The sequence below is a fragment of the Psychrobacter sp. CX21 genome (genome assembly GCF_057396255.1).
Genome location: NZ_JBXYJG010000009.1, coordinates 17,427 through 35,714, shown reverse-complemented (window position 1 = coordinate 35,714; position 18,288 = coordinate 17,427). Strand labels below are relative to the sequence as shown.

The window sequence follows — 18,288 nt, the reverse complement described above, 5'->3', positions numbered from 1 at the left end:
AGGCTGATGCTAAAATTGCCCAAACATTGTTGTCAATCTAGCTAAGGTCCAATACGCTTCGGGCATTATCGGCGGTTTAAGCCTAGTTTGGAACACAGCTTTGATTAACTGTTTGCTATCAGCAGTCCTAATTAAGCAATTCTATAAAGCCCCTTATACTCAGTTAATGATTTTTTGAGGTATTTAATTTAAAGTTTGTTTAGTATTTTATAAGCTTATGTACTAGGCTTAAAGGCTATGTTTTTTAAAGGCCGTGTTTTAAAATGCTAAAGCCAAACGTATAAATACGATAAGTCTGAGCAATAGGCATAATTTATCATTAATATAATAACAAGGATGCAATTATGACAACGATATACGATTTTAAAGCCAATGATTTAAGTGGTAATGAAGTTGATTTTAGTGACTTTAAGGATAAGGTTCTATTGATTGTGAATACTGCCAGTCAGTGTGGGTTCACACCTCAATTTGAAGGTCTTGAAAAGTTGTATCAAAAGTATAAGGATCAAGGACTTATCGTAATAGGCTTCCCATGCAATCAGTTTGGCAGTCAGGATCCCGGTTCGAATGAAGAAATTGGTTCTTTTTGTCAAAAAAATTATGGCGTTAGCTTTTTGATGATGGAGAAAGTTGATGTTAATGGTAAAAATGAGCATCCGATATTTACTTGGCTTAAAAAGCAAGAGGGTGGTTTTTTAACAAGTGGGATCAAATGGAACTTTACAAAGTTTCTTGTAAACTCTAGTGGAGAGGTGACTGATCGCTATGCCTCGTTATCAAAACCTGAAGCTATTGAAAAAGACATACTAAAACTGCTTTAAAGCCGTTAAACCCTTATTTAACTTTATTAAATGAGTAAAACATGAATTATAATCAGGTAGACTCGTTGATTATTTAATCTGTTGTCTGAATTAACTAATTCGCTTGCTTGCTCATTTGTTTACCTGCTTATTTGCTTACTGGACTTAATGGATAGTGCTAAATAGCGTTATCCATTTTTGTTTGCGCGTTTAAATGTTAAACTGTATAGAAGTAGTGAGCTGTAGAAGTAATTTAAATCTGATTCATAAACAGTCAGCGTCTACAAATTATAAGCGCTTTATATCGATCTATTAAACCTTCCTGAAAGTGTCATATAGGTTTTATTTTAAAAAATTAAAGTAGGTTAACAAAAGTAGTGAGAGAGTAAATGAGAATAAGAAAACTCTTTAAGTTTGAGAATGCGCATATAGTGCGTAACTGTAGTTCGGATAGATGTAAACGTTCGATCCATGGTCATAGCTATCAAATTGAGCTTATATTACAAGCTGATAGACTCGACAACGGACAAATGGTGTATGATTTTGGGTTATTAAAATCCTCTATTAAAGACATCATTGATAGCTTTGATCATGCCATCTGTTTTTGGAACAGAGATGACCCTGAATACATAGCAATGTGCAAAAAATTCAGTGCGCGGTGGATTAGCCTACCTGTTTCTCCATCTGCCGAGCAGTTTTCAAGGGTTATATTTTTTTGGGCACAAAATATTCTGAATCAAACTAATATGGTCAATGGCGAAGCAGGCGTGAGTGTGTATTCCGTCATTGCTCATGAGACCGCAACTGGCTACGCACAATGTTTTGAGGAAGATGTCGCTAATGAAGATATGGGTATTCTTAAACTCGAAGATTTTGAATTTAGTGATCAAGTTAAGCAGGAATGGCATGATCCCGAGATGTACTCTAAATTGATCGCAGGGGAGCCGTTTATCAATCCTGAGGTTCAGTTACAAATTAAATAGACTTTCCAAACATCCATAGAAATTTGGTCAGATTCACCTCCAAATTATCCCATAAATAAATCCTCGTTAAAGCTAATGTCTAATCAGGTTATACTTTTAATTCACTAGCTTTAATTTAAGTAGCTTTTGAGTGAGAACAATATGCCTCAAGAATCCACATCTGAATCTACCCCTATTATTTTATATTCTGAACAAGATACCAAAAGGTTTGCTGAGTGGTTAGCCAGTAACGAAATATTGGGCAGTGTATGGCTGATAGGGGATATGGGAGCTGGTAAAACAACTTTGACGCGCTATTGGTTACGCGCTCTAGGTCATGAAGGTGCTGTTAAAAGTCCAACCTATACCTTGGTAGAACCGTATGAATTGAATAATATGATTCAGAGTAGAAATAGCACGCTTGAGCGCGTTTATCATGCTGATCTTTACCGTTTACAAGATCCTGAAGAACTATCATTCATTGGTTTTGAAGAATATCTTGAAGATGACCATGCGCTTGTCATTATAGAGTGGGCCAGCAAAGCTTTAGAGTACTTACCAACACCGCTGATGAAAATTCATATGAAACTGGTTGAGTATGAAGGGAGTACTGTTAGACAAGTCCAGATTGAATCAGATGAAACACTTGTTCTTAATGTTGATAACTATAAATAAAGATATAGTATTTAGTAGCTATCATTTGAATATCATAAATCTGCTAACAATAAGATGATACCAGTAATTAAATAACAGTAATTAAATAAAAATAATATGATATCAGTAATTAAATAATAGTAATTAAATAACAGTAATTAAGCCACAGTAACTAAAGAACAATATTTAGAAAATCGTTTTTATAAATTAAATTGAATAAAATAATGAACTTAAGCAATGGCCCTACAAACAACTTAAAGACCCTAAGTCAAAATGACCTAACAATGTATAGGCAGGGCAGCTCAACGTCTTCTAAAAATAATCTTTCACCCTCTAATGTGCCGTCAAATACCACCTTAAATTCAAATCGTATCAAAAAACTATCACCACTTTTAGTCAATCAACTTGCAGCCGGGGAAGTCGTAACACGGCCAGCTTCGGTGGTAAAAGAGTTGGTAGAAAATGCTATTGACGCTGGTGCAACGTCTATTGATGTTCGAATTACACAGGGTGGAATGGGGTTTATAGAAGTAAGTGATAATGGCTACGGCATACATCCTGACGATATGGTTATGGCGGTAACACGTTTTGCCACCAGTAAAATAGCAGATGTGGCGCATCTACAAGGCATAGCGACGCTAGGTTTTAGAGGAGAAGCTCTGGCCGCTACTGCTTCAGTATCTAGACTGACATTAACCAGTAGCGCCAATCATAGTGGTATAGGACGTGCACTTAATGTAGCAGGTATTTTAGATGATTCGCCAGAACTCGTTCCCGTTGTCCACCCATGCGGTACAACCGTTACTGTTAGGGATTTATATTTTAATGTACCCGCGAGACGAGCTAATTTAAAATCGATTTCGACTGAATATGCTCATATTGAAGAAGTGGTTAAGTATTTGGCATTGGTAGCCAGTGACATAAGTTTTAATATGTGGCATAACGGTAAGAAGCGATTTCATTTCGAGCCAATTCAGCTTACAGATGATGATCGCTTTGATAGTTTTGATGTGAATGTTTTGGATCATACCCATGCTCATAGCAATAGCAATCGCCATGTGCCTACTGGTTTTCATCAGTCAGTTTTGTCTCGAATACGCTCAATTTTTCCAACCACACAGTCATCTTTATTTGATGTCTATAACCTTCAGCCTATTGCAATAGATTTAGAAAGATTGAGGGTTAATTCCAGCCCGCCAATAACCCCATACTCTCATAACGAGACTGTCCTAGACGAGACTGTCCTAAACGACAATTCGCACCCTATAGATATTCAAGGTTTCTTGATTCCAAGCGATCAAAAGCATATTAATAACATATCTAAGTTGATATATATAAATGGACGGCTGGTTAAAGACAGTCGCATTTCTAAATGCATGCGAGACTGTGCTAAGGAAGTGAAAAGTTTAGGGTATGTTTTATTTTTTAGATTGCCAAAACAATGGCTAAACTTGAATGTGCACCCATCAAAGCAATGCATCAAAATTCAAAACTTAGCTAACATTATGGCTTATTTAGATGTGGGTACTAAGGATGCGCTGCGCGAGTGGAAAAAACGTCAATTTAATTTAGAAACGGTCGAACAGCCAAACCAATCGTCTTTTAAGACGCCTCTAAAATCATCTTTGTCATCATATCATAGTCGTCAAAATAGTCCACAAATAAACAACGAGGAGCTCATTGATAAATCAGAGCTTGAGTTAGACGTTGGCAGCTTTGGTAGTGGTCGTTCTAGTAGCAGTTGTTCTAATAGCAAACATTATACTAGCAGTCGTTCTAAACATATCTATTGTAGCGATACTGCGACATCCTCTACAAACACGGTAAATTTGGGCATTGCTCAGGATAATTCACGTCAAAATGTTAGAGAGTCATCATTTCAGTATCTAGCTAATTCGAGGGCACATAACCAATCCGATTTGACCTATAGTGAACATAATATAAGATGTTTGGGTATCTTTAATAACGACAATACCAACAACATAGTAGTTGATGCGTTTGAAGATCAGCTATCGGGTCTAAGTGATCATTCAATGCTGGCCTTAGTGCAAATTGACTCTGCTATGTACTTGCTTGGATTGTCAGATTTGATGACGTCGATAAATGTTAATTATATGGCAGGTAATAAAATTAATGCTGCGCACATCAACCAAATGTTTGACCGTGTTTTAAGCTTTCAAACAGACGTTGACCCAAAAGATATCGGTGATAATTTATCTGCTGCAGCGCTCGCCGAACTACAAATGCAGGAGCTTGTTGCAATTTTATTAAGTCAATCTAAATCCCTAGATGATTCTTAATCCAAAAGAATATCCACATAGTTTATTCCTCTCATAAATCATCTTACATAACTTTCAATCGAGTATAACGTGTTCAATACCATTACAGATACCGCTCATTTATCAAAAGATTTGGATAAGTTACCTGATAACGCTGTGCTATGTTTGATGGCGCCTACGGCAAGTGGTAAAACGTCACTTGCATACGAGCTATATGATACAGGCCGAATCGAGCTTATATCTGTAGATTCTGCATTGATATATCGCGAAATGGACATTGGTACGGCGAAACCAACCCAAGATGAACTTGAAAAATATCCCCATTATTTAGTTGATATCATTGACCCAACTGAAACATATAGTGTGGCTAATTTCGTGGAAGATATAGACGCATTAATAAATGACGTACATGCGAGAGGTAAGATTCCTCTGCTAGTCGGAGGGACGATGATGTACTACATGGCTTTGTTTGCTGGACTATCCCCAGTACCGCAAACAGATTTTAAAGTACGAGAAGAGGTTGAACAGTGGCGACAAGAAGCTGGTATTAATACATTGTATCAATATTTATCAGAGGTTGATCCTGATATCGCCGAACGACTAAACATTAATGATTCACAGCGTATTACTAGAGCCATAGAAGTATTTAGACAAACTGGCAAGCCATTAAGTTATTGGCAGCAACTACCAAAACAGGCATTATCTGATAATCCAAATCAGCTCTGGATAGGCATAGCAGTAATGCCAGATAGAAAATGGCTGCACGAACGGATTGAATTGCGACTTAAGATGATGTGGGAGGAAGGGTTCGTTGATGAGGTCAAATACTTATTAAATAAATACGCGTTAACAGATGACGCCCCTTCTATGCGATGTGTGGGTTATCGTCAAGTTATTGATTATCTTATACAAACTAAAGATTCGAGTGTTCCACACTTACAAATTATGTCAGACCATAAAGATAAAGTGTCACAAATACAGCCATCTAAAAACCCTGATTATGATAAGGATATTTCTTGTCAACATATGAAAAATAAGGCATTATATGCAACTAGACAGCTTGCAAAGCGCCAATATACATGGCTTAGAAACCTATTGTCAACATATGGTACGAAAGAGGACGGGTCATTAAATTCAAATAACAAAATAGTCCTTAAGTTTTCAACCATGGAAGACGCCAAACGTTATATTATTTCATTAATATAAACTTTTAATCTTTTGTAATAGTTCTTTTTATTTATATGTGGTAACAAATTTAGTGTCATTTTATGACTCTTTTAGTATGATAAATGATAACGTATCCATAAAGTTATTTTAAATACTAGATTAGTCTGATTAAATAGTACATATTGAAATAATTAAGATTTTCAGAGGCTAACTTAACTTTGTCATCCATAAATAATAAATTAGAAAAAGGAGACACAAATTATGTCTAAAGGACAGACGTTACAAGATCCATTTTTAAATTCGTTAAGAAAAGATCGTATTCCAGTATCTATTTTTTTAGTTAATGGTATCAAGCTGCAAGGTCAGATTGAATCATTTGATCAATATGTCGTTCTACTAAAAAATACCGTGAGTCAAATGGTCTATAAACATGCCATATCAACTGTAGTTCCTGCTCGTAATCCTCGTAGTAGTAGCACGACGACTCAAGGCGCTACCACGTCGCAATCGTCAGGTTTCCAAGGTGGGTTCGGTGCGGCACCTACCCCAACTGGGTTTGAGTCTGGTGGTTTTGCAAACAAACGCAGCAGCTTTAACCGTGGCGGCTTCCCTGAACGAGGTTTTAATCAAGAACGTGGCGGCCTTACTGAAGACCGTGACTTTGCCAATAAACGTGGCTTTGAAAGTGATAAAGGCTTTGAGACGGACAATTCTTTTGGTAATCGGTCTCAACAAGGTTTTGAAAATCGCGGATTTGCAGATAAAGGATTTGCAGATAAAGGGTTTGAAGATAAAGGGTTTGCAGATAAAGGGTTTGAAGATAAAGGTGCTGATACATCAAATATCTCAAGCTCAACATCCGATTCTAATAACTTAAGATCGGAATTTAATAGAAATCCTGATAATGAGTCTGGTGGGTTTAATAAAGAAGATTAGTATTTATTTAATTAGTATTTAGTTTTTGATTTATAAATATCATATTGTTCTGATTAATTAAACGTTAACTATATAGATTATTTTATAACTAATAGTGTACGCTTTAAAGCTAATAGAAAGCTAAGTGAAGAGTATTTAAATATCTATTTAATGATTTAGGACTGTCTATCATCAACACTAAGTCAATAAATTAAATAATAACCAATATACTTAATATACGAATAGGACCTGCTTCAAGCAGGTTTTTTAATGACTATCGATTAATTTATTTTTATACCTTTTTGAAAACGCTACTATGAGCTCTTTAAAAACTTCTGATATTTTTTAATTGAGTGTCTATACATGGGTCTTTATAACCTAGCCCTCATATAACGATTACTGAATTACAGATGCTTTACATAGACGTTTGATATCGACCAATCTTAATATGCTAAACTTATGCTGTTCATAAGCTCATTAATAGACTCGTTATTTATTTATTAAACATAAAAACTGATTCATTAACAGGCTAATTGTATCTTTAATTCGTATCTTGAATATATCTACTAAAAAGAAAATAATAAATTTATGACATCTCATACCTTATCTGATAAAGAGAAACGTTATATCGACTATGCTTCTGATGCCATTCGTACTGAACAGGCAGCTTTAGATTTATTAATAGGCCAACTTGATGAACGTTTTGTGAGTGCTTGTGATTTGATACTCAACTGTAGTGGACGAGTTGTTGTCACTGGGATGGGTAAATCAGGCCATATTGGACGTAAAATTGCGGCAACTTTTGCCTCTACTGGAACCCCAGCATTCTTTATGCATCCAGGTGAAGCAGGTCATGGGGATCTGGGTATGTTAGTCGCCGGAGATGTGCTATTAGCCATTTCAAATTCTGGCGAGTCATATGAAATTAAAACATTACTACCTGTTGTCAAACAGTTGTCTATACCGCTCATAAGTATTAGCCGTGATAAACGTGGGATGTTACCCAAAAATGCAAACGTTGCATTAACCCTAGGCGCTTTTGATGAGGCATGCCCGTTAGGGTTAGCGCCCACATCAAGTACAACAGCAACATTGGCACTCGGTGATGCGATTGCAGTAACGCTTGTGCATCTACGAAATTTTACATCCGAAGATTTCGCAATGTCTCATCCAGCAGGTGCTCTGGGACGCAAGCTGCTTATGCGAGTGAGTGATCTGATGCACAAGGATAAAAGTGAGCTTGAGTTGCCAACGGTCAATACGAGTACAAGCCTGCATGAAGCTTTGTTCACCATGACTAGTGGACGTCTTGGTATGGCCGTGGTTATTGATTCAGACAGCAAAGTGGTGGGTATTTTTACTGATGGCGATTTGCGCCGAGCTCTTGAGAAACATATTGATTTAGACACGTCTATGCAGCAAATAATGACCCCAAATCCTAAGCAAATATCCAAAGATACACGTGCGTCTGATGCCTTAAGTATCATGAATGAATTAGAGATTAGTCAATTGTTGATTGTAGATGAAAACCTGCGCTTAGAGGGCGTTATTTCTATACATGATCTTATTCAAGCAGGAGTGACGTAACACGCTCTTTAATCTGCGAATTTTTTGAAGGTTTAAAGGTGTTTGATATTCAACAGCCTCAATATAATTGCCTCAATCATGTATATAATAATCAAACAATAGACTTTAAAGCTTTAATGAAATGCTAGGAACATACTTAGTTAAATTAACACCTATACTAATTAACATGATAACTATTTAAGAGAGTTAATATGCAAGACTTAATTCAAGACGCTAGCAAAGTTAAGCTATTGGTTTTAGATGTGGATGGCATTTTATCCGATGGTCATATTGTCTATGATGCTAATGGCATCGAAACTAAGAGCTTTAATGTTAAAGATGGGATAGGGGTAAAATCTCTTAAATTTGCGGGCGTTAAAACTGCGATCATAACGGGCCGAACGAGTCCTATGGTAGACAAGCGGGCTAGCGAAATGGGCATTGATTATGTTGTACAAGGCCGTGATGATAAACTATTGGCTTTAAAAGAGTTAATTGAAGACCTTCCTTACGAACTCGAAGATTGTGCTTATATGGGCGATGACTTACCTGATATCAAAGCATTACAGACTGTTGGTTTTTCTGCGACGGTAGCTAATGCACATTCTGAGGTATTAAGCAGAGTCATGATGGTGACTACACGTGATGGTGGAGAAGGCGCTGTACGTGAAGTCTGTGATGTAATCTTAAAGGGTCACAAGAAGTATGATGAGTTTCTAAGTCAATATTTGGTTGATTAAGTTTAAAAACTTATAGTGATAAGACCAGTTGCTAGTTCGTTCACTAAATCTTTAAACTATCAATCATATTATTCGATGATTTAAGCATACGCTTACGCTTTAAAGCCGCTGAGCTACTGATCTATTTAGACCAAGCATTCAAACTACCAAGCAACTAATTATGTTAACTAACTACCAAGCAACTAATTATGTTAGTTAACAAGCTATCCGTTTGATAAGCTATCGGTCTCATAACTCATACGAATGAGACTTAAAACATTAGGTTTTTAAATTTATAATATAATTGACGTCTTAACAAACGAATCTACTGTAGAAATATCATGAATACACGCTTTTTATTTGTATTGTCTCTTGTCGTGATGGTGTTCGCTGTCTGGTTTTATAGAAACCAAGGTGATTTAGATTCTGTCGTAAACTTGGCTGAAACTAATATTGAGTATCAAGCAACCGATATATTGGCTGTCCAAACAAATATTGAGGGTGTGGCCGAGTATGCATTGACTGCTGATGAACTAACCCATTATTACGCTCAAAATGCAGATAAACTTATTGGAATGACGCTTAATTGGCGACCAAATGCTTCTCGAAATGTGGTGATAAATGCAAATGAAGCCACTATGTTTCATGAGCAAAATAAAGTTGTTATGACAGATAATGTGTTGTTTTCAAGCCGAAATGCTTATGCAAATTCTGATACTATTAGCGCTCCGATCAAACTTGAAGCGCAGAAACTTATTGGCGATTTGAATAGCAAGCAGGTATATAGTGATACGCCTATTCAGGTTGTTCAAGCTAATAACAGTTTTAAAGCTGCCGACTTTTCTGCAAACTTGCAAACTGGAGAGTATGATTTTTCTATGGTTGCAGTCACATTCATGCCACCAAAACGTAAAGATGTTCCTTTATTTTAATAACGCCTTGTATGCTATTGAACAGTAACTAATTGATGAGACTTTTGTATCATTTAAAATCACTAATGAGTAACTAATCTTACCTCTTACAACACTAAAAGTTTTAAGGTAAATATATTAAACTCAAAAACACTAAAGTTAATAAACGGCCTTACCTCATAATCAAAAATGAAATAATTGATATAACATTGGGAAATAAATAGTGAATAAACGCTCTAATTGCATAGCACCGACTTGGTCATTTAATTTGATAAGTGCGGTTAAAATGACAGCTATTATTTCGACGACTATGATGGCGTCTATGACTGTCAACGCTTTACCTTCTGATGCTAATCAGCCCATACGATTACTCGCAGACAAAGCAACTTACAGTGAGCGTACTGGCGTAACCTCTTATTATGGCGACGTGACGATAACCCAAGGCACACTTAAACTTTCAGCTGATAAAATAGTGGTTAATTTATCGGGGTCACGCAGTATTCAGTCCGCAGTTGCTACAGGTCGTCCTGCTACTATGCAGCAAGTAGTGACTCAAGAAAAGGGTCTAGCGAAAGGCCAAGCAAATCGTATCGATTACAATGCTCAAACTGGGATTGTAACACTCACCGGTAATGCTAAGTTGTCACAAAATGGCGCGAGCTTTTCTGGTAATGAGATTCGCTATAGTTTGAAGCTTGGTGATGTTGAAGCAACTGCTGGTGGTAGCCAGCGAGTTGAGCTTATTTTTCCGCCTAGTGAGAGTACCAATCGTAGAGGAATTAGATAACTCATGCACAATAAGCCCACGTCTGCACATATAGAACATATTGATAGTAATGAGCTATCAAACACACAAACCCACGATAATTCTGTATTAACCATGCGCAATCTTGCAAAACGCTATGGTAAGCGCTGGGTCGTAAAAGATGTGTCATTTAGTGTAGAGCAAGGTCAAGTTGTTGGGCTGTTAGGACCTAACGGTGCAGGAAAAACAACCAGTTTTTATATGGTCGTTGGTCTTGTGAATATGGACAAAGGCACGGTCAAACTCGGCAATAACGATTTGTCTAAATACGCCATGCATGAACGTGCACGTGCTGGTATTGGATATCTTCCCCAGGAAGCCTCTATTTTTAGAAAGCTCAGTGTACAAGATAACATTCTAGCTATTTTGCAAACGCGCAAAGATTTAACTAAAGAGGCCCAGCAAGCTGAACTTGAAAAACTTATTGAAGATTTTAATCTGGGTCATGTTCGTCATTCTTTGGGTATGAGTGTATCAGGTGGCGAACGAAGACGTTGTGAGATAGCCCGTGCTCTGGCGGCCAATCCAAAGTTTATTTTATTAGATGAGCCATTTGCGGGTGTGGACCCAATTTCTGTCAGTGATATTAAAGAGGTTATCATTACTTTAAAAGAGCGGGGTATTGGCGTGCTCATAACTGATCATAATGTTCGCGAGACGCTTGCTATTTGTGAATCCGCTTATATTGTTAGTGAAGGTCAGATTATTGCAAATGGCACACCCGCTGAGGTGTTAAGCAACGATCTGGTCAAAGAAGTCTATTTAGGTAAAGATTTCCAAGCTATGATTTAATAATTTAGATGATTTGATAGTCTAATATTACCTAATTATTTCGTCATTTTGTGACGTGTATTCTCATTTTATTATTCTAACTACTTCACTCTTAACCAACACAGCTGGCATTTTTGTCGGCTATTTTTGACTCAATTCAATTTACAATCTAAGCTGCAAGCTGCAGGCTTCAAACTCTCAATACTAGTTATTAAAAAAATATCTATCAAAGTTACTGTTATCAACCAAGGTTAATTCATGGCGAAATCCAAAACAAGTTATGTGTGTCAAAACTGTGGAGCTTATTTCGGTAAATGGTCGGGTCAATGCTCAGATTGTGGCGAATGGAATACCTTAGTGGAAGCCCCTAATGTGAGTATGCCGCATCATAAGACGCCTAGTAAATCATCAAAGCCCTCATATACAGGAGCGCCTGCAAGAGATGGGTCCACGATAGCAGCAGAACGGAGTAACTATTCAGGTTCACAAAGTGGGGTCGTGACACTCAATTCAATTAATGTCACATTCGATACCAGATTACCTACAGGTATCAGCGAGTTTAACCGTGTTTTGGGCGGCGGATTGGTAGCAGGGTCTGTCGTCTTAATTGGAGGTGATCCTGGGATTGGTAAATCAACAATATTATTACAAACAGCAGCTTACATGGCTGACCCTGAATCATTATCAGGTAGTGCGCTATACGTGACCGGTGAGGAGTCGTTATCTCAAGTTGCAATGCGCGCTCAACGTCTTGGTTTACCAGCCACTCATTTAAAGGTGATGACTGAAACAAATGTAGAAACAATTTGCGCAGCGTTGACTCAAGAACAACCCGCAGTTGCAATTATTGATTCTATACAAACGATTTATACCGATGCGATCAATTCGGCTCCAGGTGGGGTAAGCCAAATACGTGAGTCTGCTGCCATGCTAACCCGCTATGCTAAACAAACAGGTACGGCGTTATTTCTAGTGGGGCATGTGACTAAAGAAGGTACGCTGGCAGGCCCACGCGTACTTGAGCACATGGTAGATACGGTACTGTATTTTGAAGGCCAGTCCGATTCAAGATTTAGAATGATAAGAGCGGTCAAAAATCGATTTGGAGCGGTTAATGAGCTCGGTATTTTCGGTATGACTGATACGGGTCTAAAAGAGGTGGCAAACCCTTCGGCAATATTTTTAAGCCGCTATGAAAAGCCCATTTCAGGTTCTGTTGTTATGGTAAGCCGTGAAGGTACGCGGCCTTTATTGGTCGAGGTACAAGCCTTAGTAGATGACTCGGCAGGACAACCTAGACGAATGGCGCTTGGATTGGATCAGCAGCGACTGGCAATGCTATTGGCGGTCATGCATCGTCACGGCGGTATTCATACCAGCGGTCAAGATGTCTATGTCAATGTCGTGGGCGGGGTTAAGGTGATGGAGACAGGTTCAGATTTGGCAGTATTACTGGCTTGTGCTTCTAGTATTAAAGAAAAACCTTTACCCTCGTCATTAGCTGTGTTTGGAGAGGTAGGGCTCTCTGGAGAGATACGTCCTGTACCAAATGGTCAAGAAAGGCTTAAAGAAGCAATGAAGCACGGTTTTAAACATGCCATAGTGCCCAAAGCAAATGCGCCAAAGGATTTGATGGGACAATTCAAAGATATAAATGTGATAACAGCCGATAGGTTAGATGATGCCATAGACCGGGCTTTTGAAATAAACTAATACGGCCGCTTAGGTCATCAATTAGATCGTCGTTAATAATATTTATAAAAATGATGAACGGGCCCCTGACCACGGCCTACCTTTAATTTTGAGGCATTCTGTAGAGCGCCAGTTAAATAGTCTTTTGCTTTATCACAAGCTGTATTTAACGTATCGCCTTGACCCCAAAAAGTTGCAATAGCTGCTGAGAGGGTGCAGCCTGTACCGTGACTATTCTTAGTAGAAATACGAGGACTCTCATACCAATAAAACTCTCCGTCACAAACTAACAAATCTGGAGAGCTGTCCATTGTCAGATGTCCACCTTTTAATAAAGTAGGTACCGCAAAACTTTTAGCCTGCTGAATCATATCTTCACGATTCTGGGCTTCTGACATATTCAGTAAATAAGCAGATTCGGGTAAATTAGGTGTCATTAAACCTACGTTCGGAATCAATAGCTCTCGCATAGCCTGAACCGCATCAGATTCTAATAATCTATCGCCACTTTTTGCAACCATAACAGGATCAAGTACCACCTTTTTTGGTTGGTATTTGTTTAGCGCATCAACAACGCAGCGAATAATCTCGGAGTTGCCTAACATGCCTATCTTAACAGCATCGACTCGCACATCATCAAATACTGAATTGAGCTGCGCTTGTATCATATCAATGGGTAATATTTGTACCTTTTGAACGCCTTGAGTATTTTGAGCTACTACACCCGTGATGACACTCATTGCATAACCCCCATTCGCGCTTATGGCTTTAATATCTGCTTGAATGCCCGCTCCGCCTGTACAATCGGTGCCTGCAATCGTTAATATATTAGATATCATTTTATTATCCTTAAAGACGATATGTAGTTATCAGAAATTTTTAAAGCGTGTTAGGTACTTTACTTAGGTACCATGTGTAGGTAACTTGTTCAAACATCTTACTTTGCTATCAGCAGTCCCAATTAATCAATTCTGTACAGCCCATAGTAAGTTTTTAGAGAGTTATGAAATCATAAGCCGCTTGTTTAGGGTTGTGCGCAGCGCAAATGGCCGACACGACTGCAATACCATCACAACTGGTATTATAAATCTCCTTTGCATTGTTCAAATTTATACCACCAATTGCCACCGTAGGCAGTTTACTAGCTTGAGCGAGTGTATCGATACCTTGTACACTTAAGGGTTGGGCGTGATTTTTTTTAGTTTTGGTGGGATATACCGGACCAATACCAAAATAATCTAAATCATCAAGAAAATAAGTCTGGGCTTCTTGGCATTCTTCTAAATTTCCTATAGACAGACCTATTAATGCCTGTGGTCCTAAGATACGACGGGCTTCTTTAACATTCATATCCCCCTGACCAATATGCACGCCATTAAGTTTTGCTTTATACGCTATATGAACCCGATCATTTAGTATTAATGGTACTCGGCCATCTATGGCTTCTTTAAGCTCGCAAGCAGTATGATATAAGTCGTCATCACAAGCTTGTTTGTCACGCAGTTGTACCATCGTGGCACCGCCTTCAATTGCTGCACAAACGGTGTCGATAAGCCCTCGTTTTGCACACATACTAGGATCAGTGACCAAGTATAATCGTAAAGCAGAAGCTATCTTTTGTTGAGCAACCAGAGTCATCATCGTCCTCCCTAATCTTTAATACTTATAATTATTAATACATAGCGACTAAACTGCTATCATTCATTAGCTATAGTCAAAGAACTTTAAAGTAGTCACAAGGCAACCGAGTGCAAGTACTACTGGAGTAGGCTTAACAAGATTAACACCGTGACTCTTTATAAGTTCGCCGACTATATTAAACCCCACTCTTAATTTATTAAACTGCCTAGTAGGCTGGTGCTTTTAGCCCAGAAAATCGCAAATTTTTTATTCATATTGCTGTGCTAAAGCCATAGCTTACGTCAAGAGTTGAGAGTGTGGTCTATCAAATAATAAACTATGTATCAAATAATGATGCGCTAACCTTTGAGTCTCTAGCAAGTTGTAAGGCATCTAGGTTATGGAGGGCATCTAAAAATTCAACATAAAAGCTACCTGGACCATTGCTAGTTTTGGCTGCAAGTTCGCCAGCTAGACCATAGAAGCAAAGAGCGACGGCAGCAGCTTCACCTTTGTGCTCAGTATTTGAAGCAACAATACCTGCTATAAGTGCAGATAAAGCACAGCCTATAGCGGTGACTTTTGTCATCATAAGATCGCCATTTTCTATAGACCAGCAGTGCTTACCATCAGTAACCCAATCAGTTTCTCCGGTTACTATGACAACGGATGCATGTTCTAATAAACTGGCAGCGGCACGCTTTGCTGATTGAACACTATCTCCACTATCTGCGCCTTTACTAGAGCTACTCATTCCCGCTAAGGCTAAGATTTCTGATGCGTTTCCGCGTATTACGTCGGGTTTGAACTTTAATAGCTGCTTGCAAGCAAAAAGACGAAAGGACGTAACGCCTACTGCAACTGGATCTAAAACCCAAGGTATATTATTGTCGTGAGCAGATTGTGCTGTGGCAAGCATACTCTCTAAGCTTTGTGAGCAAAGCGTGCCGATATTGAGGGCTAATGCATGGGATATTTTGACAAAATCAGGAGCTTCTTCAATAGCTATTACCATAGCGGGCGATGCACCACTGGCTAATAAAACATTAGCAACCGTATTGTTAGCAACATCATTGGTAATATTATGAACTAATGGAGAATGTTTTTTGAAATTAGTAAAGTGAGATTGGATAGATTTAGATTGCATATTTCCCTCTAAAGAAAAAGAGGGCGAAAGAAAACACACAGAGTACCGCAGCAGTTAAATTAAATGCCATAATTAAAAAATTAATTTAAATTACAAATAAGCTTTGCAGTACTGCTATACACTCCCTACGCCAGTATAATCTGGATCAGGTTCAAAGGGTACGTCTCAGCCAATAGATGGCGCCCCTGTGACTAACATTGATCAATTGAGTTTATATCATAGCGAAATTGATTAAGTTTAACAAGCCAGTGCGGTTTATTACTGGTATAACAAATCGTTTTTATAGAGTTTAGGACATAAAAAAAGACTTAACTAGGTAAGTCTTAACATTATTAAAAATAGGCTTTGAATTTATATAATATATGAATCAATATCTATCCTAAAACTATAATAAATAATTAAAATAGTTTTAGTTTATATATAGGTTATGGATTATTGACACGTTCGATAACAACATTAGCAGTACCACGATTAACTAAGCCAATCTTTTTAGCTGCGCCGTAAGAGAGGTCTAAAACACGATTACCATGGAATGGACCACGGTCATTTACTTTAACAACAACACTGCGGCCATTGTGCTTATTAGTTACTTTTAGATAAGTATTAAAAGGTAAAGATCGGTGTGCAGCGGTCAAAGAGTTCATATTAAAACGTTCGCCACTAGCCGTTTTTCTTCCATGAAATTTGCCGCCGTACCAAGATGCACGACCGTTTTGTTTAAAGTTATTGACTGAGTTTGATGCAACTAACGTTAAATGAGATAAAACATCATCATTATTGTTAGAGGCATTGACCGTTCTAGATTTAATTAAGCTGCTATTATTAGCTAATGATGTTGGTTCAAAGGACGCTTGGAATAATGATGGTGATTGTTGTTGGTGTGCTAATTGGCTTAGTACCATATCAATATTATTAGAGTCTTTGGCTCCACCAACTTGATTATAGTCCGTGGCATGAACTAAAGAGGTTGCACCGATCATACATGCAAAACCACATAGTGCTGATGAAATCTTCATCATAATTGCCTCATAAGTATCTATTGAATAATAATTCAAACTCGAGAAACTATGCATTCTTTAATAAATATTGCGCATAGACAAGTTAAAATGGTGTTTTAGCATTAGTTATATAAAGTACGACTTTATTATCACTATTAAATGTTTCATTGTTGACGTTTTGTAACTTAACATTAAATAAGTATGTTTTACAAGTGACTAACCAGTTTATTTTATAAATAAGTTGATTTACATTTTTCTATACCATAATTATCTATATATATTATTATTCGAATAATTAATTCAATATGTTTATTTAGGCACTAAAATAAAAAAAGCTAAGCTATTGCTTAACTTTTAATTATTCAAAAGGATTATTCATAGATAACTTCAACAACTTCGAATTCAACCATACCGCTCGGGGTTTGAATTCTCGCTTCATCTCCTTCTTCTTTACCTATTAAACCGCGTGCAATAGGAGAATTAATTGAAATCTTATTAAGCTTAAAGTCAGCTTCATCATCGCCAACGATTTTATAACGCTTTTCTTCTTCATTATCTAAATTTTCAATGACTACCGTCACGCCAAATACCACACGACCTTCTTGAGGAAGGGTAGTCGGGTCAATGACTTGGGCGCCAGATAATTTGGCTTCGATGTCTCGAATACGTGCTTCACAAAACCCTTGTTGCTCGCGGGCAGCATGGTATTCAGCATTTTCTTTTAAATCACCATGCTCTCGTGCTTCAGCGATGGAAGCTGTGATGCGAGGACGATCAACGGTTTTAAGTTGTTTAAGCTCATCTTCGAGCTTAGCGTGTCCTTGGGGTGTCATTGGGTAGCGTTGCATATCAATTTCCTTTGTTAAACATTTGCATTGTGAATCATTCAATAAACTATGTGGTTTATCAGGTTGTAAGGATTAAGAAAACATAAATACCATAACACCATCCAAAGTGGATGGCGTTATGAGTGTAACTTTTAGGGTTTAATAGGAGTTATATATAATAAAGTATTATAAATCAACCATTATTAGAACTGCCATAATAAGATGATGATTCAAAGTATAGCTACTTTTTAAATATAGCTACTATAGTCAGCGAACTACTAAACGGTTTCGGCGTTATCCTAGCTAAGCCTACATAAGTAGTACTTGCACTCGGTTGCCTAATAACCATTTTGACGGTTTCGACTATATATACAGACCCTAAGCATTTAAATAAAACCCATACCATTTAACTGAAAAATTGCTAACCGCATCTACGATTAGCAATTATATAGGTA

At 37.6% G+C, this 18,288-nt stretch carries 17 protein-coding genes and 1 riboswitch; of the genes, 12 read left to right on the top strand and 5 right to left on the bottom strand.

The features are described from left to right. Positions 1 to 344: 344 nt before the first annotated feature. From AC2SLP_RS06680 to radA, 12 genes are all read left to right on the top strand, one after another. On the top strand, positions 345 to 821 hold the full coding sequence (locus AC2SLP_RS06680) for a glutathione peroxidase (RefSeq protein ID WP_486535895.1): 477 nt from the start codon (positions 345 to 347) through the stop codon (positions 819 to 821). 368 nt (positions 822 to 1,189) lie between these two features. Continuing rightward, a complete protein-coding gene (locus tag AC2SLP_RS06675) occupies positions 1,190 to 1,783 on the top strand; it encodes a 6-pyruvoyl trahydropterin synthase family protein (RefSeq protein ID WP_486535894.1) in 594 nt (197 codons plus the stop codon). 141 nt (positions 1,784 to 1,924) lie between these two features. Beyond that, positions 1,925 to 2,437 (top strand): tRNA (adenosine(37)-N6)-threonylcarbamoyltransferase complex ATPase subunit type 1 TsaE, encoded by a 513-nt coding sequence (tsaE, locus tag AC2SLP_RS06670; protein WP_486535893.1) that lies wholly within the window; start codon positions 1,925 to 1,927, stop codon positions 2,435 to 2,437. 203 nt (positions 2,438 to 2,640) lie between these two features. Continuing rightward, the gene (gene mutL, locus AC2SLP_RS06665; RefSeq protein ID WP_486535892.1) at positions 2,641 to 4,716 is read left to right on the top strand and encodes a DNA mismatch repair endonuclease MutL; all 2,076 of its coding nucleotides are present in this window, start codon (positions 2,641 to 2,643) and stop codon (positions 4,714 to 4,716) included. A 147-nt stretch (positions 4,717 to 4,863) separates the two neighbouring features. Then, positions 4,864 to 5,901: a tRNA (adenosine(37)-N6)-dimethylallyltransferase MiaA gene (miaA, locus tag AC2SLP_RS06660; protein ID WP_486535963.1), complete on the top strand. Its 1,038-nt coding sequence runs from the start codon at positions 4,864 to 4,866 to the stop codon at positions 5,899 to 5,901. A 222-nt stretch (positions 5,902 to 6,123) separates the two neighbouring features. Next, positions 6,124 to 6,798, top strand: coding sequence for an RNA chaperone Hfq (gene hfq / locus AC2SLP_RS06655; RefSeq protein ID WP_486535891.1), 675 nt, complete (start codon positions 6,124 to 6,126; stop codon positions 6,796 to 6,798). Positions 6,799 to 7,365: 567 nt separating this feature from the next. Further along, entirely contained in the window at positions 7,366 to 8,364 is a 999-nt protein-coding gene (locus tag AC2SLP_RS06650; RefSeq protein WP_486535890.1) for a KpsF/GutQ family sugar-phosphate isomerase, read from the top strand. A gap of 191 nt (positions 8,365 to 8,555) precedes the next feature. Next, positions 8,556 to 9,083 carry a KdsC family phosphatase gene (locus tag AC2SLP_RS06645; RefSeq protein WP_486535889.1) on the top strand — a complete coding sequence of 176 codons (528 nt, stop codon included), beginning with the start codon at positions 8,556 to 8,558 and terminating at the stop codon, positions 9,081 to 9,083. A 320-nt stretch (positions 9,084 to 9,403) separates the two neighbouring features. Further along, the gene (gene lptC / locus AC2SLP_RS06640; protein ID WP_486535888.1) at positions 9,404 to 9,994 is read left to right on the top strand and encodes an LPS export ABC transporter periplasmic protein LptC; all 591 of its coding nucleotides are present in this window, start codon (positions 9,404 to 9,406) and stop codon (positions 9,992 to 9,994) included. Between the two features lie 265 nt (positions 9,995 to 10,259). Next, positions 10,260 to 10,760 carry a lipopolysaccharide transport periplasmic protein LptA gene (gene lptA, locus AC2SLP_RS06635; RefSeq protein ID WP_486535887.1) on the top strand — a complete coding sequence of 167 codons (501 nt, stop codon included), beginning with the start codon at positions 10,260 to 10,262 and terminating at the stop codon, positions 10,758 to 10,760. A gap of 93 nt (positions 10,761 to 10,853) precedes the next feature. Further along, positions 10,854 to 11,570 carry an LPS export ABC transporter ATP-binding protein gene (gene lptB, locus AC2SLP_RS06630; RefSeq protein ID WP_486535962.1) on the top strand — a complete coding sequence of 239 codons (717 nt, stop codon included), beginning with the start codon at positions 10,854 to 10,856 and terminating at the stop codon, positions 11,568 to 11,570. A gap of 237 nt (positions 11,571 to 11,807) precedes the next feature. Then, positions 11,808 to 13,262: a DNA repair protein RadA gene (gene radA / locus AC2SLP_RS06625; protein ID WP_486535886.1), complete on the top strand. Its 1,455-nt coding sequence runs from the start codon at positions 11,808 to 11,810 to the stop codon at positions 13,260 to 13,262. Between the two features lie 32 nt (positions 13,263 to 13,294). Here radA and thiD read toward each other — a convergent pair whose 3' ends face one another. From thiD to greA, 5 genes are all read right to left on the bottom strand, one after another. Beyond that, the gene (gene thiD / locus AC2SLP_RS06620; protein WP_486535885.1) at positions 13,295 to 14,080 is read right to left on the bottom strand and encodes a bifunctional hydroxymethylpyrimidine kinase/phosphomethylpyrimidine kinase; all 786 of its coding nucleotides are present in this window, start codon (positions 14,078 to 14,080) and stop codon (positions 13,295 to 13,297) included. A gap of 154 nt (positions 14,081 to 14,234) precedes the next feature. Further along, the gene (thiE, locus tag AC2SLP_RS06615) at positions 14,235 to 14,882 is read right to left on the bottom strand and encodes a thiamine phosphate synthase (protein WP_486535884.1); all 648 of its coding nucleotides are present in this window, start codon (positions 14,880 to 14,882) and stop codon (positions 14,235 to 14,237) included. 316 nt (positions 14,883 to 15,198) lie between these two features. Further along, entirely contained in the window at positions 15,199 to 16,008 is an 810-nt protein-coding gene (gene thiM, locus AC2SLP_RS06610) for a hydroxyethylthiazole kinase (protein ID WP_486535883.1), read from the bottom strand. Positions 16,009 to 16,113: 105 nt separating this feature from the next. Continuing rightward, positions 16,114 to 16,205: riboswitch (TPP riboswitch) on the bottom strand. Positions 16,206 to 16,433: 228 nt separating this feature from the next. Next, positions 16,434 to 17,027 (bottom strand): septal ring lytic transglycosylase RlpA family protein, encoded by a 594-nt coding sequence (locus AC2SLP_RS06605; RefSeq protein WP_486535882.1) that lies wholly within the window; start codon positions 17,025 to 17,027, stop codon positions 16,434 to 16,436. 350 nt (positions 17,028 to 17,377) lie between these two features. Then, positions 17,378 to 17,854 (bottom strand): transcription elongation factor GreA, encoded by a 477-nt coding sequence (gene greA, locus AC2SLP_RS06600; protein ID WP_486535881.1) that lies wholly within the window; start codon positions 17,852 to 17,854, stop codon positions 17,378 to 17,380. Positions 17,855 to 18,288: the final 434 nt, after the last annotated feature.

What these genes read in the sequence shown, in the direction of transcription:
- AC2SLP_RS06680 (WP_486535895.1), top strand. Translation starts at nt 345, where the DNA reads ATGACAACGATATACGATTTTAAAGCCAATGATTTAAGTGGTAATGAA.
- AC2SLP_RS06675 (WP_486535894.1), top strand. Translation starts at nt 1,190, where the DNA reads ATGAGAATAAGAAAACTCTTTAAGTTTGAGAATGCGCATATAGTGCGT.
- tsaE (WP_486535893.1), top strand. Translation starts at nt 1,925, where the DNA reads ATGCCTCAAGAATCCACATCTGAATCTACCCCTATTATTTTATATTCT.
- mutL (WP_486535892.1), top strand. Translation starts at nt 2,641, where the DNA reads ATGAACTTAAGCAATGGCCCTACAAACAACTTAAAGACCCTAAGTCAA.
- miaA (WP_486535963.1), top strand. Translation starts at nt 4,864, where the DNA reads ATGGCGCCTACGGCAAGTGGTAAAACGTCACTTGCATACGAGCTATAT.
- hfq (WP_486535891.1), top strand. Translation starts at nt 6,124, where the DNA reads ATGTCTAAAGGACAGACGTTACAAGATCCATTTTTAAATTCGTTAAGA.
- AC2SLP_RS06650 (WP_486535890.1), top strand. Translation starts at nt 7,366, where the DNA reads ATGACATCTCATACCTTATCTGATAAAGAGAAACGTTATATCGACTAT.
- AC2SLP_RS06645 (WP_486535889.1), top strand. Translation starts at nt 8,556, where the DNA reads ATGCAAGACTTAATTCAAGACGCTAGCAAAGTTAAGCTATTGGTTTTA.
- lptC (WP_486535888.1), top strand. Translation starts at nt 9,404, where the DNA reads ATGAATACACGCTTTTTATTTGTATTGTCTCTTGTCGTGATGGTGTTC.
- lptA (WP_486535887.1), top strand. Translation starts at nt 10,260, where the DNA reads ATGACAGCTATTATTTCGACGACTATGATGGCGTCTATGACTGTCAAC.
- lptB (WP_486535962.1), top strand. Translation starts at nt 10,854, where the DNA reads ATGCGCAATCTTGCAAAACGCTATGGTAAGCGCTGGGTCGTAAAAGAT.
- radA (WP_486535886.1), top strand. Translation starts at nt 11,808, where the DNA reads ATGGCGAAATCCAAAACAAGTTATGTGTGTCAAAACTGTGGAGCTTAT.
- thiD (WP_486535885.1), bottom strand. Translation starts at nt 14,080, where the DNA reads ATGATATCTAATATATTAACGATTGCAGGCACCGATTGTACAGGCGGA.
- thiE (WP_486535884.1), bottom strand. Translation starts at nt 14,882, where the DNA reads ATGATGACTCTGGTTGCTCAACAAAAGATAGCTTCTGCTTTACGATTA.
- thiM (WP_486535883.1), bottom strand. Translation starts at nt 16,008, where the DNA reads ATGCAATCTAAATCTATCCAATCTCACTTTACTAATTTCAAAAAACAT.
- AC2SLP_RS06605 (WP_486535882.1), bottom strand. Translation starts at nt 17,027, where the DNA reads ATGATGAAGATTTCATCAGCACTATGTGGTTTTGCATGTATGATCGGT.
- greA (WP_486535881.1), bottom strand. Translation starts at nt 17,854, where the DNA reads ATGCAACGCTACCCAATGACACCCCAAGGACACGCTAAGCTCGAAGAT.